The sequence below is a fragment of the Bifidobacterium asteroides genome, from assembly GCF_003202755.1.
Taxonomy (GTDB): domain Bacteria; phylum Actinomycetota; class Actinomycetes; order Actinomycetales; family Bifidobacteriaceae; genus Bombiscardovia; species Bombiscardovia asteroides_F.
Genome location: NZ_QGLK01000004.1, coordinates 1 through 15,579, shown reverse-complemented (window position 1 = coordinate 15,579; position 15,579 = coordinate 1). Strand labels below are relative to the sequence as shown.

At 62.2% G+C, this 15,579-nt stretch carries 12 protein-coding genes; 10 read left to right on the top strand and 2 right to left on the bottom strand.

Annotated elements, in window-relative coordinates:
• Positions 1-117: 117 nt before the first annotated feature.
• The gene (locus DKK74_RS04135) at positions 118-771 is read left to right on the top strand and encodes an MgtC/SapB family protein (RefSeq protein ID WP_254477488.1); all 654 of its coding nucleotides are present in this window, start codon (positions 118-120) and stop codon (positions 769-771) included.
• A gap of 50 nt (positions 772-821) precedes the next feature.
• Here the strand turns inward: DKK74_RS04135 and DKK74_RS04130 are convergent, their stop codons facing one another.
• Positions 822-2,423, bottom strand: a complete 1,602-nt coding sequence (locus DKK74_RS04130; RefSeq protein WP_110412939.1) for an ABC-F family ATP-binding cassette domain-containing protein — start codon at positions 2,421-2,423, stop codon at positions 822-824.
• 117 nt (positions 2,424-2,540) lie between these two features.
• On the bottom strand, positions 2,541-3,758 hold the full coding sequence (locus DKK74_RS04125; protein WP_110412938.1) for a TspO/MBR family protein: 1,218 nt from the start codon (positions 3,756-3,758) through the stop codon (positions 2,541-2,543).
• 183 nt (positions 3,759-3,941) lie between these two features.
• On the opposite strand from DKK74_RS04125, the gene DKK74_RS04120 reads away from it, so the two are divergent.
• The 9 genes from DKK74_RS04120 (at position 3,942) to secG (ending at position 15,393) form a co-directional block, all read left to right on the top strand.
• Complete coding sequence (locus tag DKK74_RS04120; RefSeq protein ID WP_110412937.1) at positions 3,942-4,544, top strand: DNA-3-methyladenine glycosylase I; 603 nt, start codon at positions 3,942-3,944, stop codon at positions 4,542-4,544.
• Positions 4,545-4,706: 162 nt separating this feature from the next.
• Positions 4,707-7,628: an excinuclease ABC subunit UvrA gene (gene uvrA / locus DKK74_RS04115; RefSeq protein WP_110413280.1), complete on the top strand. Its 2,922-nt coding sequence runs from the start codon at positions 4,707-4,709 to the stop codon at positions 7,626-7,628.
• Positions 7,625-9,925 (top strand): excinuclease ABC subunit UvrC, encoded by a 2,301-nt coding sequence (uvrC, locus tag DKK74_RS04110; protein WP_110412936.1) that lies wholly within the window; start codon positions 7,625-7,627, stop codon positions 9,923-9,925. The genes uvrA and uvrC overlap by 4 nt, the downstream gene beginning before the upstream one ends.
• 59 nt (positions 9,926-9,984) lie before the next feature.
• Positions 9,985-10,959 carry a shikimate dehydrogenase family protein gene (locus DKK74_RS04105; protein ID WP_110412935.1) on the top strand — a complete coding sequence of 325 codons (975 nt, stop codon included), beginning with the start codon at positions 9,985-9,987 and terminating at the stop codon, positions 10,957-10,959.
• Between the two features lie 2 nt (positions 10,960-10,961).
• Entirely contained in the window at positions 10,962-11,855 is an 894-nt protein-coding gene (rapZ, locus tag DKK74_RS04100) for an RNase adapter RapZ (RefSeq protein ID WP_110412934.1), read from the top strand.
• A 120-nt stretch (positions 11,856-11,975) separates the two neighbouring features.
• Complete coding sequence (gene whiA / locus DKK74_RS04095; protein ID WP_110412933.1) at positions 11,976-12,935, top strand: DNA-binding protein WhiA; 960 nt, start codon at positions 11,976-11,978, stop codon at positions 12,933-12,935.
• Positions 12,936-13,014: 79 nt separating this feature from the next.
• On the top strand, positions 13,015-14,211 hold the full coding sequence (locus DKK74_RS04090) for a phosphoglycerate kinase (RefSeq protein ID WP_110412932.1): 1,197 nt from the start codon (positions 13,015-13,017) through the stop codon (positions 14,209-14,211).
• 90 nt (positions 14,212-14,301) lie between these two features.
• On the top strand, positions 14,302-15,084 hold the full coding sequence (gene tpiA, locus DKK74_RS04085) for a triose-phosphate isomerase (RefSeq protein WP_110412931.1): 783 nt from the start codon (positions 14,302-14,304) through the stop codon (positions 15,082-15,084).
• A 60-nt stretch (positions 15,085-15,144) separates the two neighbouring features.
• A complete protein-coding gene (gene secG / locus DKK74_RS04080) occupies positions 15,145-15,393 on the top strand; it encodes a preprotein translocase subunit SecG (protein ID WP_046322919.1) in 249 nt (82 codons plus the stop codon).
• The last annotated feature ends 186 nt before the right edge of the window (positions 15,394-15,579 follow it).

Here is a 15,579-nt window from a genome sequence, read left to right as displayed (position 1 = left end):
GTGCTGGCTCCACTCTATCCGATGGCCATGTCCTGCAAACGTTATAAGGTCTGCCTATTTAAGAAGGCAGGAAGGGAAATCATGCAGGGATTCGCATTGCCGAACCAAGGTCAGATTATGGCGGTGGTCTTGACGGTGGTTCTCTGTGGTCTGATCGGCTTCGAGCGCGAGTTCCTCAAGCACGACGCTGGCATCCGCACTCACATTCTGGTGGGTCTGGGCAGCTGCCTGTTCACCATGGTCTCCCTCTATGGCATACAGGCCGCTGTAGGCAACTACTCCTGGGATGCCTCGCGAATCGCAGCCGGGGTGGCCTCCGGCATAGGCTTCATCGGTGCTGGCGTCATCTTTTTCAACCACGATTCTGTCAAGGGTTTGACCACGGCCAGCGCCATCTGGGTGGCCGCCGCCGTGGGCATGGCCTGTGGAGTCCAGCTCTTCGCCATCGCCATCCTGGCGGTCGTCTTCTACTTTCTGGCCGTTCTGGTCATCGCGCCCATCCTCAAGTGGTTCCTGCGCAACCGGCAGAACACAGTTCTGCGCATCGTATATCAGGACGGCCACGGCTGCCTGCGCGAATCCTTGCTGCTGGCCACCCGCATGGGCTTCGAGTCCCGGGTGCTGACCATCCACGAGCTGCATCGGGATGCCTGGAAGGGCGCCGATGTCACCGTCAACCTGCTGGGCAAGGGGGATGTGACCGAACTGGTCGAATCCATAGGGCAGACTCCAGGGGTCAAAGGGGTTGAGGTTCTGGGGGAGGACGACTGACCCGCTGACCGACACAGACGACCCACAGGCATGGGCCAACCGATGGTTGCCTACTCTTCGGCTACCAGATCCAGATAGTCGTCGCTCCAGAGGTCCTCATCACCGTCGGGCATGAGCAGCACCCGCTCAGGGTTGAGCGCCTTGACGGCCCCTTCGTCGTGGGTGACCAGCACGATGGCTCCCTCGTACTTGGCGATGGCCTTGAGTATCTCGTCACGCGAAGCGGGGTCCAGGTTGTTGGTGGGCTCGTCCAACAGCAGGACGTTAGCCCGGCTGGTCACTAGGGTGGCCAGGGCCAGGCGGGTCTTCTCTCCACCGGAAAGCACCTTGGTGGGCTTCATGGCATCGTCCCCTGAGAAGAGGAAGGAGCCCAGGATAGTCCGCGCCTGGGTGTTGTCCAGGTCCGGAGCCACATGCTGTAGGTTCTCCAGAACGGTGACATCGTTATCCAGGGTGTCGTGCTCTTGGGCGAAGTAGCCGATCTTGGCCCCATGTCCCAGGGTCACCTTGCCCGTGTCGGGCTGCTCGATGCCGGCAAGCAGCCGCAGGGTGGTGGTCTTGCCAGCGCCGTTGTACCCCAGGATGACCACCCGGGAGCCCTTGTCGATGGCCAGGTTGATGCCGGCGAAGACAATGTTGGAGCCGTAGGCCTTGGACAGGTCCTCGGCCATGATGGGCGTGCGGCCGCAGGGGGCGGGATCCGGGAAGCGCAGGTCGGCCACCTTTTCGGCCTTTTCCGCCTCCTGAGTGTCGGCCAGCAGACGCTGGGCGCGGCGCATCATGTTCTGGGCGGCCACGGCCTTGGTGGCCTTGGCGTGCAGGCGGATGCCCTGCCGCATCAGCCGGTCGGCCTTCTTCTCGGCCACCTCGCGTTCGCGGCGTCGGCGTTCCTCGTCCACCACCCGCTGGCGCAGGTAGGCCTTCCATCCCATGGTGTACATGTCGATGCAGGAACGTTGGGCGTCCAGGTGCCAGATGCGGTTGACGGTCTCGTCCAGCAGCTCGGTGGAGTGGGAGATGATCAGGAAGCCTCCCTCGAACCGGCGCAGATAGCCCTTGAGCCATTCGATGGAGTCGGCATCCAAATGGTTGGTGGGCTCGTCCAAAATCAGGGTGTCAGCGTCGGAGAAGAGGATTCTGGCCAGCTCAACCCGTCGGCGCTGACCGCCGGAGAGAGTGCCCAGTGCCTGCTGCAGGGTCTCCTGGCTCAGCCCCAGGCTCTCGCCCATGACGATGGCCTGCGATTGGGCCGCATAGCCCCCGGCGTTCTCGAAGTCCTGCTGGGCCTTGTCGTAACGCTTCATGGCCTTTTCCATGACCTTGGGGTCGGGACTGGTCATATCGGTCTCGGCCTTGCGCATCCGTTGGATGATGGATGCGATGTCCCTGGCGCTCATGACTCGATCCAGGGCGCTCTGCTCGGAGTCGCCTGCATGGGTGGACTGGGGCAGGTACCCCAGCTGTCCGGTCACCCGCACCTTGCCGGCCGAGGGGAGCATGTCGCCGGTGATGACCCTGGTCAGCGTGGTCTTGCCGGCGCCGTTGCGGCCCACCAGGCCGATCCGGTCGCCCTTGGTCACATGGAAGTCGGTGGCTTGCAGGAGTAGTCGGGCACCTATTCGGATCTCAAGTCCCTGCGCCTCAATAGCCATGCCGCCTCCGACCCCGCTTTCCTTATGGATTCAAAACTTGCAAGGGACCATGGTAGCAAGAAGCAAGCCCCGCCAGTGCGTCTCGGCTGACGGGGCAATGGATGGATCATGGATGGGTCAGCGGCGGACCAGCCTAAACTTGCTCCAGGGGAAGTAGACCAGGAAGGCGCCCACGGCGGTCAGCGCGATGACCAGCACGCCCATGGCGGCCGCGAAGGAGAATATCCTGATGCCGATGCCCAGGCAGGCCCAGATGACCACCAGGCCGAAGATCCAGTCCTTGCCATGCCTGTTCATCAGATAAGCTACGGCCAGGAGGGCGCCGACTACGATGATGGTCGCAAATCCTTGGACGGCATTGCCGACCTTGTGCCCGGCAGCCACCATGTATCCGGCGTTGACCAGGGTGGCAACGCTCAGCCAGCTGGCGTAGATGGACAGGGGGATCCAGTCCAGAGCCTTGGCGGCAGTGGGGGTCCCGGCCTTGGTGGCATCCCTGCGCACCAGCACGTAGAGCATCCAGGCCAGCACAGTCAGAATGAGGATGATGACCAAAGCCCAGAAATTGCGTTCCATGTGCCACAGGGCCAGCCAGGCGATGTTCAGGCAGCAGGTGGCCACGAAGAGCAGTCCGCTCAGCGTGAAGGGCAGGAAGCCCAGACGTTTGCGACTGGGGCCGGCCAGGCAGAAGCGGAAAAGCCAGATGGCCAGGGCGATGTAGATGACCCCCCAGATGGCGAAGACGTAGCCGGCGGGCATGATCCACAGGTCGACCTTGCGGGCCAGGCCGCCCACGGTCGTGCCATTGAAGTGGTAGACCTCCGCATAGCCGTTGAAGCCCACCATAGCCACCCAGGCCACCCAGAGCACGATATCCTCGAAGAGCTTCCAGCCGCGTCCCTTGGAGGATTCCTGCTCCTTTTCAGGCTGACCCTGCTTTTGTTGCTGTTCCTTTGCTTGGTTTTGTGCTTGATTTGATTCCTGCCCTGCTTTATTGCTGCTGCGATCAGAGCGCCTCTTGCCTCCATTGGCGGTCTCCTCGGCACTGGTTTTTGCAGTCGGTGCCTTCTTCGACGAATCATCAGACTGCTTGGCTGCGGCATTCGAAGACGGTGAACCTGAGCTAGATGAATTCGAAGTAGACGACTTTGGAATCGATGAATTCGAAGCTGACACACCTGAAGATGCCGAACCTTCATTTCTTGATTCCCCGGTTGCCGATGACGAGTCTGAATTTAATTGGCTGCCCTGCATGGCAGGGGAGGTGCGCTTGGCCCTCTCGACCGGGTCCTCATCGTCGGTCCAGAGTCTGCGCGGATTGTCCTTGTCAGTCATGGCACATGCTTCCTCTCCTTGCCGGCCGCAACCGTACTGCCGCCATGGGGATGGCCCCGGGCATGGCCGACCGGCCTCTGCTCCAACTCTAAAGCGGCCAGCCTGGCTCAGTGGTATTGACCACCCAGTTCGGACGGCCGCCGGTGCTAGCCTGAAGCCGAACGTCGGAAAGGGGAGTGCAGCATGGCCGAACCTTCACATCGATGCGACTGGGCTCAGGTGGATGACCCTCTCATGCGCAGCTACCACGATCACGAGTGGGGCCGCCCCTTGCATGGCTCCCAGAGGCTCTTCGCCATGCTCTCCCTGGAGATATTCCAGTGCGGGCTCAGCTGGCAGCTGGTCCTGCACCGCCGCCAGGCTCTCTTCAAGGATTTCGACAACTTCGATATTCAAGCGGTCGCCGCTTTCGACGCCGACAGAATCGACCGTCTCATGGTCGACCCTGCCATTATCCGCAATCGACGCAAGATCGAAGCCACGGTGGCCAACGCCGCCCTGATCGTTCGCCAATTTCCCGGTGAGGAATTCGACCGCTACTGTTGGTCCTTCACCGGTGGATTGGCCATCAACCACGACTACCTGGACGATCCGTCCATACCGCGCTACGACCACTTGTCTGCCATCGTCTGCAAGGACATGCGCGACCTGGGCTTGCGCTTCCTAGGCCCGGTGACGGTCCATTCATTTCTCCAAGCGACCGGCATAATCAACGACCACCAGCATGACTGCTTCCTCAATGGCTGTGGTCGCCCGCCCCTGGATCCTCCAGCCCCGGCCATCTAAGCCGTCATCGAACACCTGTTCGAATTATTCGGCCCCGGCGATATTATGGTCAGGCTTTGGCCTCAGCCTTGGCCATGGGTCTTCAGGGAAGCGGATGGGAAGCACGTGAAGCAGCAGAACAAGCCTAAATCGACAGTGGACGCGGCCATTGAAAACCCGCGCATGATCGAATCCAAGGGGTCCTTGGTGGCGGACCTGTCCATGGTGCCCAACGACCGCAAAATCGTCATCCAGGGCGCCCGGGCCCACAACCTCAAGAACGTTAACCTGTCCATACCCCGCAACCGGATGGTGGTCTTCACCGGCCTGTCAGGCTCCGGCAAGTCCTCCCTGGCCTTCGACACCCTCTTCGCCGAGGGTCAGCGCCGCTACGTGGAGTCCCTCTCCGCCTACGCCCGCCAGTTCCTGGGCCAGATGGACAAACCCGACGTGGACTTCATCGAGGGCCTGAGCCCGGCAGTCTCCATCGATCAGAAGACCACCAATCGTAATCCCCGGTCCACCGTGGGCACCATAACCGAGGTCTACGATTACCTGCGTCTGCTCTTCGCCAGAACCGGCATTCCCCACTGTCCGATCTGCGGGGCCGAGGTGCGCGCCCAGACGCCGCAGCAAATCGTCGACACCCTCATGTCCAGGCCCGAGGGAACTCGCTTCCAGCTGCTGGCACCCATCGTCAAGGGCCGCAAGGGTGAGTTCGTGGAGACCCTGGAGCTCCTGCGCTCCGACGGCTACTCCCGGGCCATCATCGATGGGGACATGCACCAGCTGTCCGATTCCATCAAGCTGACCAAGCAGAAGAAGCACACCATCGAGGTGGTGGTGGACAGGCTGGTCATCCGCGAGGGCATGCGTCAGCGGCTGACCGACTCTGTGGAGACGGCCCTGCGTCTGGCCAAAGGCACGGTAGTGGCCGACTTTGTGGATATGAATGCCAAGGATCCCGAGCGTCGTCAGCCCTTCTCCGAGAAGCGGTCCTGCCCCAACGGCCACGAGTTGGAACTGGACGAGATCGAGCCTCGAACCTTCTCCTTCAACGCCCCCTATGGAGCCTGCCCGGCCTGCACCGGTCTGGGATTCAACTTGGAGATCGACCCCGAGCTGGTAGTACCTGACCCGGAGAAGAGCCTCAAGGACGGGGCCGTGGAGCCATGGAGCGGCACCAAGAGCCAGCAGCGCTTCTATGGCCACCTGTTGGACGGCCTGGCCAAGGAGATGGGCTTCTCCACATCGACCCCCTGGAAGGACCTGCCCGAGGAAGTCCGCCACGCTGTCATGTACGGACACGACTTCAAGGTGGATGTTTCCTACCGGAACCGCTGGGGCCGCCTGCGCGAGTACACCACCGGGTTCGAGGGCGTGGTCCGCACCCTGATGCGTCGCCACGACGAGACCGACTCGCAGCCTATGAAGCAGTACTACGAGTCATACATGCGCGAGGTACCCTGCCAGGTTTGCCACGGCAAGCGTCTGAAGCCCGAGGTCTTGGCCGTGACCGTGGACGATCTGTCTATTGCCCAGGTCTGCGACATGGCCGTGTCCGCCAGCCTAAAGTGGGTGGAGGGCCTGCATATGGAGGGCGCTCAGGCCAAGATTGCCGGCGAGGTCCTCAAAGAGATCCGCGCCCGCCTGCGCTTCCTCAACGACGTGGGTCTGAACTACCTGACCCTGTCTCGGGCGGCAGCAACCCTCTCCGGCGGCGAGGCCCAGCGCATCCGTCTGGCCACCCAGATCGGATCCGGCCTGGTGGGCGTTATGTACGTGCTGGACGAGCCCTCCATCGGCCTGCACCAGCGGGACAACGACCGGCTGATCAAGACCCTGCAGCGGCTGCGCGACTTGGGCAACACCCTGATTGTGGTCGAACATGACGAGGACACCATCCGCCAGGCCGACTGGCTGGTCGACATCGGCCCTGGAGCTGGCGAACATGGCGGGGAGGTCATCTTCTCCGGGCGCTCGCAGGACCTGGTCAAGGCCTCCCGCTCCATCACCGCCGACTACATCGCCGGACGCCGTTCCATCGAGGTGCCCAAGCACCGCCGCAAGACCAGCAAGACCCGCCAGCTGACCGTGGTGGGGGCTCGGGAGAACAACCTGAAGAACCTCAAGGTATCCTTCCCGCTGGGAGTCATGACCCTGGTCACCGGCGTATCCGGCTCAGGCAAGTCCACTCTGGTCAACTCCATCCTCTATCCGGTTCTGGCCGACCAGCTCAACAACGCCCGCATCGTGCCCGGCAAGCACATCCGGGTGGAGGGTGTGGACCAGGTGCGCAAGGTCATCCACGTGGATCAGAACCCCATCGGCCGCACCCCACGCTCCAACCCTGCCACCTACACCGGCGTCTGGGACAAGATCCGTCAGCTCTTTGCCAAGACCCCGGAGGCCCAGGTGCGCGGCTATGGTCCCGGCCGCTTCTCATTCAATGTCAAGGGCGGCCGCTGCGAAACCTGCCACGGTGACGGAACCATCAAGATCGAGATGAACTTCCTGCCCGATGTCTACGTCCAGTGCGAGACCTGCCACGGCAAGCGCTACAACAGGGAGACCCTGGAAGTCACATACAACGGCAAGACCGTCTCGGACGTGCTGGACATGCCCATCGAGGAGGCCTCCCACTTCTTCAAGGCCTATCCCTCCATCGCCCGCTACCTGGACACCCTGGTTGACGTGGGTCTGGGCTACATCCGCCTGGGCCAACCGGCGCCCACCCTGTCCGGAGGCGAGTCCCAGCGGGTCAAGCTGGCCACCGAGTTGCAGCGGCGCTCCGACGGCAAGACCGTCTACATCCTGGACGAGCCCACCACGGGCCTGCACTTCGAGGATGTCCGCAAGCTGCTCAAAGTCCTGCACGGCCTGGTCGACAAAGGCAACACGGTCATTGTCATCGAACACAACTTGGATGTAATCAAGACCGCCGACTGGATCATCGACCTGGGCCCCGAGGGTGGAGACGGCGGTGGCACCGTGGTGGCTCAGGGCACTCCTGAGCAGGTGGCCGCCAACCCGAACAGCTGGACCGGCAAGTATCTGAAGCCCATGCTGGATCCTGCCAAGGTAGCCAAGGCTGCACGATCATGACCCGCAGCTGCTTCGAGCGTCACACGCCGCAGGTATGGCGACGCACCGCCCAAGCCCTGGAAGAAGAGTCCGCCACCGGCACCATAACCGGCGTCAACAAGAACGGCGCGCCCCTGCTGGGAGACAGCCGGGACCTTTTCCGCCCTAAAACCTCCGACATCCCCGCCCAGCCGGGCGTCTACAAGTGGCGGGACGGCGACGGCCGGGTCATCTATGTGGGCAAGGCCAAGAACCTGCGCAACCGCCTGACCAACTACTTCCAGCCCCTGGAAAACTTGCATCCGCGCACCCAGACCATGGTGCTGACGGCCCGGAGCCTGGAGTGGACTGTGGTGGGAACCGACCTGGAGTCACTGACCCTGGAATATACCTGGATCAAGGAGTTCGACCCACGTTTCAACGTCAAGCTGCGCGACGACAAGACCTACCCCTACCTAGCTGTCTCCGTGGGGGAGGAGTTCCCCCGGGTATGGATGACCCGAGTGCGCAAGCGGCACGACACTCGCTACTTTGGTCCCTACGCCAAGGTCTGGGACATGAAGCACACCCTGGATGCCTTGCTCAAGACCTACCCGGTGCGCACCTGCACCCCCGGCGTCTTCCGCAAGGCCAAGCTCAGCGGCCGCCCTTGCCTGCTGGCATCCATCGGCAAGTGCTCAGCCCCCTGCGTGGGCCGGATCAGCGCCAGCGAACATCGGCGTCTGTGCACGGAGCTGACCGGGGTCATCACCGGTAGGTTGGGCAAAAGCTACCGGGCAGGGCTGACCAGAAGCATGCAGGAGGCCAGCAAGGAGCTGGACTTCGAGAAGGCCGCCCGCCTGCGCGACCAGATCGCCATGCTGGACACGGTCATCGAGCAGAATGCCGTCGCTTTCGCCTCCAACGTGGATGTGGACGTCTTCGGGGTGGCCTCTGACGAACTGGAGGCATCGGTCCACGCTTTCTTTGTGCGCTCGGGTGCCATCCGCGGCGAACGCAACTGGAGTGTGGAGCGGGTCGAGGACGTCTCCGACAGCGAGTTGATCAGCGACCTGCTGGTACAGGTCTACTCAGACCTGATGAATGAGAACGACAGCGAACTGCACAAGCTGCCCGAGAATTCCGATACACCCGTCTCCATCAGCCAGGACAGGGATGCCATGGGCTCCACCCAGAAGGTCACGGCCCTCGATGCCGAGGCCCGGGCCAAGGCCACCAGGAGTCGACACCAACATCAGGATCAGACTGGACGTGCCGACCTGCTGGCCCCCATTTCGCCGGTGCCTCCCGAGGTCATCGTCCCCATCCAGCCCGATCGGACCGGTGACCTACAGGAGTGGCTGCGGGAGCTGCGCGGGTCGGCAGTGACCATCCGAGTGGCCAGCCGGGGGGAGAAGAAGTCCCTGATGGACCGGGCCAACGCCAACGCCCGCCAGGCCCTGCAGCGCAGCAAGCTCAGCCGCATGAGCGACATGGGCACCCGCACCCAGGCCATGAACGACGTGGCCAAGGCCCTTGGGCTGGATCGCGCCCCGCTGCGCATCGAATGCTACGACATCTCTAACACAGTAGGCGGCCAGTTCCAGGTAGCCTCTATGGTGGTCTTTGAGGACGCGGTCCCCAAGAAGTCCGAGTACCGTCGATTTGCTATCCGCGGCGAGGACGGCAAGGGCGCTGTGGACGACATGAGCGCCATCTACGAGACTCTGACCCGTCGTTTCCGCCACGGCAACATCGCTGGCGACAGCGGTGACAGCATGGAAGCAGAGCGAAAGGCCAGCGACAAGGCACCAGAATTGGTGGAGCAGGAGGAGGGGGCCATCGTTCAGCAGAACACCGCCGCCCGCCACTTCGCTTACAAGCCCAACCTGATCGTAGTCGATGGCGGCAAGCCCCAGGTGACCGCTGCTGCCCGAGCCCTGCACGACTGCGGGGTGGACGATGTGGCCCTGTGCGGTCTGGCTAAGCGCCTGGAGGAAGTTTGGGTGCCTGACGATGACTATCCCATCATCCTCAAACGCCAGTCCGAAGGCATGTACCTGCTGCAGCGCGTGAGGGACGAGTCCCATCGGTTCGCCATCACCTACCATCGGCAAACCCGACGCAAGGGTGCCCTCCGGTCAGCCCTGGACGAGATTCCAGGCATCGGCCCCGCCTACCAGAAGAAACTGCTCAATCACTTTGGATCAGTGAAGCGCATGCGCCAGGCCTCCCAGGAGGAGCTTGAGGCCGTCAAGGGCATCGGCTCAGCCAAGGCTGAGGCCATCTACCAGGCCCTGCACAGCGACCAGGATCGGGCCGGGGACAGCCAGCGATAAAATGGCTCAAGAGGCGGGCAAAGGCCATGCCCTGAATTGATTGGTGCGTGATTGCAGATATGAATGGACCTGATCGTCGCTGTGCCGTCTTGGGCGATCCTATCAGTCATTCCCTCTCGCCCCTTCTGCACAGTTCAGCCTATGATGCACTAGGCCTGAACAACTGGCACTACGACCGAGCGCGCGTGGACGCTGACGGTCTGGCGAATTTTATCTACGGCCTTGACCCGTCTTGGGCAGGGCTCAGTCTGACCATGCCCTTGAAGAGTGCTGTGGGCCCCTTGGGCAATTTTTGTGATTACTGGTCTAAGATTCTGGAAGTGGCCAATACAGCAGTCTTTGAGCACAGCGGCCCCGCCAAAGGATTGTCTCTGTACAACACAGATGTAGAGGGGATAGTGGCTGCTCTACTGGAGGCTGCCGGCTGCTGCCGCGCTGATGAAGACGCTGACGATCTGGCCGCCCTGCTGGAGGCTGCCGGTCAGGGTCGGCAGGACAAGCTTCCCGACCAACCGTATAGGGGAGCGCGGGCCCTGGTCATCGGCAACGGAAACACAGCTGAGTCCGCCTTCTGCGCCTTGAAGACGCTGGGGGTCGAGCGTGTGGACCTGCTTGCTCGCAATCCGGAGCACTGTGACCATATGCTGGACCTCGCCTCGCGGCTGGGCTTGCCTGCGCCGGCCGTCACCGCCATGGACCAGGCTGGGAAGGCCGAAAGGACTCTAATAAGGGCCAATATAATCGTCTCTACTCTGCCTTCAGGTGCAGCTGATCCCCTGGCCGATCTGCTCAATACCGCTAGGAGTCCAGAGGCCGATGCCGACAGTTGCCTGTGCTCAGTCCTGCTGGACGTAGTCTATGAACCCCGACCCACCCAGCTCATGAAAGCATTCTGTCGCCAGCCGGCTGCTCGGGCCATCAGCGGCGAACGCATGCTGCTGTATCAAGCCGTGCGTCAAGTGGCGCTGATGACCGACCGACCCCTGGCCGCTGTTCCGGCAGCTGCTATGGACCAAGCCTTGAGGGAGACATGACTATGACGACGGAAAAACCGCCCTTCGCAGGCTTCGAGGTACTGCTGATCACAGGCATGTCCGGTGCAGGACGCACTCGCGCTGCAGACTCCATGGAGGACATGGGCTGGTATGTGGTCGACAACATGCCCCCGCGTCTACTTGTACCCCTTGTCGACATGATGACTTCCGCCGGAAGCTCCCTGCACCGCCTAGCTGCCGTTATCGATGTCCGTTCACGCTCCTACTTCGACGACCTGTCGGCTGTGCTCAGCCATCTGGACGACCTGGGCGTGCGTTGCCGCATCCTCTTTTTGGATGCCTCCGACCAGGTGCTGGTCAAGCGCTATGAGTCCGTTCGCCGACCCCACCCTCTACAGGGCTCCGGCCGCCTGATCGACGGTATTCGCGAGGAGCGCCGCCTGCTGGGCGGACTCAAGGAGCGTGCCGACATGGTCATCGACACATCCAAACTGAGCATCCATCAGCTCTCCACCCGCCTCTACGAAATGGTCTTGGGCTCCGGACCGACCACCGTAGGCGTGCACATCATGAGCTTCGGATTCAAGTACGGTCTGCCCATCGACGCTGACTTCATAGCTGACGTGCGCTTCCTGCCCAACCCTTACTGGGTTCCGGAGCTGCGTGATCTGAACGGCCATGACGGCCCGGTCCGTGACTATGTGATGGCCAGCAAGGGCGCTAAGGAGTTCCTGGATGCCTACACGACCGCCATTCTGACCGCGCTCAGCGGCTACGCACACGAAGATAAGCACTATGTGACCATCGCCTTTGGCTGTACTGGCGGACAGCACCGCTCAGTGGCCATGGCCGACGCTCTGGCCGCCCGTTTGCGGTCCCGGGGAATGGAGGTGACCGTCTCGGCCCGCGAGCTGCCGCACCGTCCCCGCGGATAGCCAAAGGCGCAATTTGTCCAAGATATTCGATATCACAGTAATCCGGTGGTCGGCATGGCAGGTGTGTCGTGCGGCCAAGAAGTATTCATTTTTCAGTATTTTTTCGTAGGAGGACGGCTCTTGGCCCTACTTGATGATGTCAAAAGCGAGCTGGCCGCGATTGACAACGAACCCCCCTCTGCCAAGAAAGCACAATCGGCGGCCATGATCCGCTTCGGTGGCGGTCTGCACATCATTCAGCGCCACATTGTGGTGGAAGCGCAATTTGACTCCCTTCCAGCAGCGCAGTGGTTGCAGAACACCATCAGGGACGTCTACGGCCATGATTCCGATCTGATCCAGGTCAAGCGACAGGCCCCCACCGGCAACCTGACCCGCTACTCGGTCCGCGTGCTACGGGCAGGCGGTGCCCTGGCCCTGCAGACCGGACTGCTGGACCGTCGCAAGCACCCGGTTCGCGGTCTTCCCGCCGACATCGTCTCCGGCAATATCGCCCAGATCAAGGCCGCCTGGCGAGGAGCTTTCTTGGCTCATGGCGAGCTGTCCGACCCGGGCAAGGCCTCTTACCTGGAGATCGTCTGCCCCGGATCTGAGGCCGCCTTGGCCCTGGTAGGCGCTGCCCGCCGTCTGGGCATCAACGCCAAGGCCCGCCAAGTGCGCAGCTCCGAGCGCGTAACCCTGCGTGACCCAGATGTGATTGAGCGCATGCTCAACCTGATGGGCGCCCCCAAGTCCTCCAGGGAGTGGACCGGCAAGCGCAGCGACGGTGAATCCCGCGGCAAGGCCAACCGCCTGGCCAACTTCGACGATGCCAACATGCGCCGCTCCGCCAAGGCAGCTGTGGAGGCCAGTGCCAAGGTCACCAAGGCCTTCGAAATTCTGGGCGACGACATCCCCGAGAACCTGCGTGCGGCCGGCCAGCTTCGTCTGGACCACCGTGAGGCCTCCCTTGAAGAGCTGGGCCGCCTGGCCGATCCACCGGTCACCAAGGACGCCATAGCCGGACGCATCCGCCGTCTGCTCCAGCTAGCCACCAAGGTCGAAAAGAAGAGGGCCGAGGAACAGGCCAAACAAGAGTGAGATAGCTCACACAGGTCGGTCTGCCTGAGTACCATGGCAGGGGAGCGGGCGCATGGACCCGCAGTCAGAAAGGATACGCATGAAAACACTGAAGAGCCTCGGTGATCTCAAGGGCAAGCGCGTGCTCGTCCGCGCGGACTTCAACGTGCCGCTGGACGGCACCACTATTACAGACGACGGCCGAATCCGCGCAGCCTTGCCAACCATCGAGCAGCTTCGTGGCCAGGGCGCCAAGGTCATCCTCATGGCCCACCTGGGTCGCCCCAAGGGCAAGGTCGTTCCCGAGCTGAGCCTGGCCCCTGTGGCCGAACGCCTGGGCGAGCTGCTGGGCGTGCAGGTTCCTCTGGCCGAGGACACCTATGGTCCCGATGCCCATGCCAAGGTGGCTGCCATGAACGACGGCGACGTGGTCCTGCTGCAGAACGTGCGCTACAACCCCGAAGAGACCAGCAAGGATGAGGCCGAGCGTGATGCCTACGCCCGCAAAATCGCCGACCTGGGCGATGTCTTCGTCTCCGACGGTTTCGGCGTGGTCCACCGTGCCCAGGGCTCCAACTACTCTGTGGCCAAGTTCCTGCCCTCTGTCGTAGGCCTGCTGGTCGAGAAGGAGGTCAAGGCCCTGTCCAAGGCGACCGAGAACCCCGAGCGGCCCTTCACTGTGGTCCTGGGCGGCTCCAAGGTCTCCGACAAGCTGGGCGTCATCGAGAACCTACTCAGCAAGGCCGACCGTCTGGTCATCGGCGGCGGCATGGTCTTCACCTTCCTGAAGGCCGAGGGCTATGAGGTCGGCTCCTCCCTGCTGGAGGAGGATCAGGTCGATACTGTCAAGGGCTACATCGCCACTGCCCGCGAGAAGGGCGTGGAGCTGGTCCTGCCCACCGACATCGTGGTGGCTGACGAGTTCAAGGCGGATTCGCCTCACCAGGTAGTTCCTGCCGACGGCATCCCCGCAGACAAGATGGGTCTGGACATCGGTCCTGACTCCCAGAAGCTCTTCCACGACAAGATTGTGGACTCCAAGACCGTGGTCTGGAACGGGCCCATGGGCGTCTTCGAGTTCCCGGCATTCGCCGATGGCACCCGTGCTGTAGCTCAGGGCCTGGTCGATGCCACCAAGGCCGGAGCTTTCACCATCGTCGGCGGCGGCGACTCTGCCTCGGCCGTGCGCAACCTGGGCTTCCCTGAGGATGGCTTCTCGCACATTTCCACCGGCGGCGGCGCTTCTCTGGAATTCCTTGAGGGCAAGGAGCTTCCGGGTCTGAAGGTGCTGGAGTAAAATCGGCAAACAGACGGGCAATGCCGGGTCACCGGGTTTCGCATCCGGCGGCCCGGCATTGCTGTTGTTGCGCGGATGGAAAGGTCTGGTATGGCACGCATTCCCCTGGTGGCCGGCAATTGGAAGATGAACTTCGACCACCTGGAAGCCACCTATTTCGTGCAGAAGCTGGCCTGGCTCCTGCGCGACGCCCATTTCGACCGCAGGCGCTGCCAGGTGGCTCTCATGCCCGCCTTCACTGCCCTGCGTTCCGTCCAGGTGCTTGTGGAGGCCGACAACCTGCCAATTGAATATGGGGCCCAGGCTGTTTCCGTTACCACCCAAGGCGCCTTCACCGGGGATGTGTCCGCGGATATGCTGGCCCAGCTGGGCTGCAGCTACGTCATTGTGGGGCACTCCGAGCGGCGCAAGTACCATCCAGAGGACGATGCCAACATTGTCGACCAGGTCCGTGCCGTACTGGCTGCGGACATGAAACCCATCCTATGTGTGGGGGAGAGCTACGAGGAGCGCCGCCAGGGCATCCAGCTGGACTTCGCCGTGGGCCAAGTCAACGACGTCACCCGCGACCTGGCCAAGGAGGACATGGCCAACCTGATTGTGGCCTATGAACCAGTCTGGGCCATCGGCACCGGCATGGTGGCCACTCCGGACACCGCCCAGCAGGCCGCTCGTGCCATCCGCGACCACATCTCAAGCAAATTTGGAGACCCAGCCGGCCAGTCCGTGCGCATCCTCTACGGCGGCTCGGTCACCTCCAAGAACGCCTCCCAGATGATCAGCCAGCCGGACGTGGACGGCTTTCTGGTGGGCGGCGCCTCCCTGGATGTGGAGGAGTTCGCACGAATCGTGAGACTGGCCGCCAAGGGCTGATGCGTTTTTCGCTGGGTATCTGTATACTTGTTCCCAGTTCCTTACATGGAGGTATATGCCGTGACCATTGTCAAGATTGTGCTCGAAGTCGTTGTGATTCTTGCCAGCGTGCTGCTAACCATGCTGATTCTGTTGCACAAGGGCAAGGGCGGCGGCCTGTCCGATATGTTCGGCGGCGGAATCGGCTCCAACGCTGGCACCTCGGGTGCAGCCGAGAAGAACCTGAACCGTCTAACCATTATTGTGGCTCTGATCTGGGTGGCCATCATCATAGCTCTGGACCTCATTTCCAAGTACAAGCTGGCCTGATTCCAGCAACCAATACCTGAAATACCTGACCCCGGCATGAACCGGGGTTTTCCATATCTGGGCTATAGGAACTAAACGCGTTGTTTATGTTGGGGGTTTGGCCTTGTGGCTGTAAGCGTGTTGGGTGGTTGTTAATAGGTCGGGTTGTTAATAGGGGTCTTGCAGGGGTGCCCGTTCCTGTTCGAT

What these genes read in the sequence shown, in the direction of transcription:
- DKK74_RS04120 (WP_110412937.1), top strand. Translation starts at nt 3,942, where the DNA reads ATGGCCGAACCTTCACATCGATGCGACTGGGCTCAGGTGGATGACCCT.
- DKK74_RS04135 (WP_254477488.1), top strand. Translation starts at nt 118, where the DNA reads ATGGCGGTGGTCTTGACGGTGGTTCTCTGTGGTCTGATCGGCTTCGAG.
- uvrC (WP_110412936.1), top strand. Translation starts at nt 7,625, where the DNA reads ATGACCCGCAGCTGCTTCGAGCGTCACACGCCGCAGGTATGGCGACGC.
- DKK74_RS04130 (WP_110412939.1), bottom strand. Translation starts at nt 2,423, where the DNA reads ATGGCTATTGAGGCGCAGGGACTTGAGATCCGAATAGGTGCCCGACTA.
- DKK74_RS04090 (WP_110412932.1), top strand. Translation starts at nt 13,015, where the DNA reads ATGAAAACACTGAAGAGCCTCGGTGATCTCAAGGGCAAGCGCGTGCTC.
- tpiA (WP_110412931.1), top strand. Translation starts at nt 14,302, where the DNA reads ATGGCACGCATTCCCCTGGTGGCCGGCAATTGGAAGATGAACTTCGAC.
- rapZ (WP_110412934.1), top strand. Translation starts at nt 10,962, where the DNA reads ATGACGACGGAAAAACCGCCCTTCGCAGGCTTCGAGGTACTGCTGATC.
- uvrA (WP_110413280.1), top strand. Translation starts at nt 4,707, where the DNA reads ATGATCGAATCCAAGGGGTCCTTGGTGGCGGACCTGTCCATGGTGCCC.
- DKK74_RS04105 (WP_110412935.1), top strand. Translation starts at nt 9,985, where the DNA reads ATGAATGGACCTGATCGTCGCTGTGCCGTCTTGGGCGATCCTATCAGT.
- DKK74_RS04125 (WP_110412938.1), bottom strand. Translation starts at nt 3,758, where the DNA reads ATGACTGACAAGGACAATCCGCGCAGACTCTGGACCGACGATGAGGAC.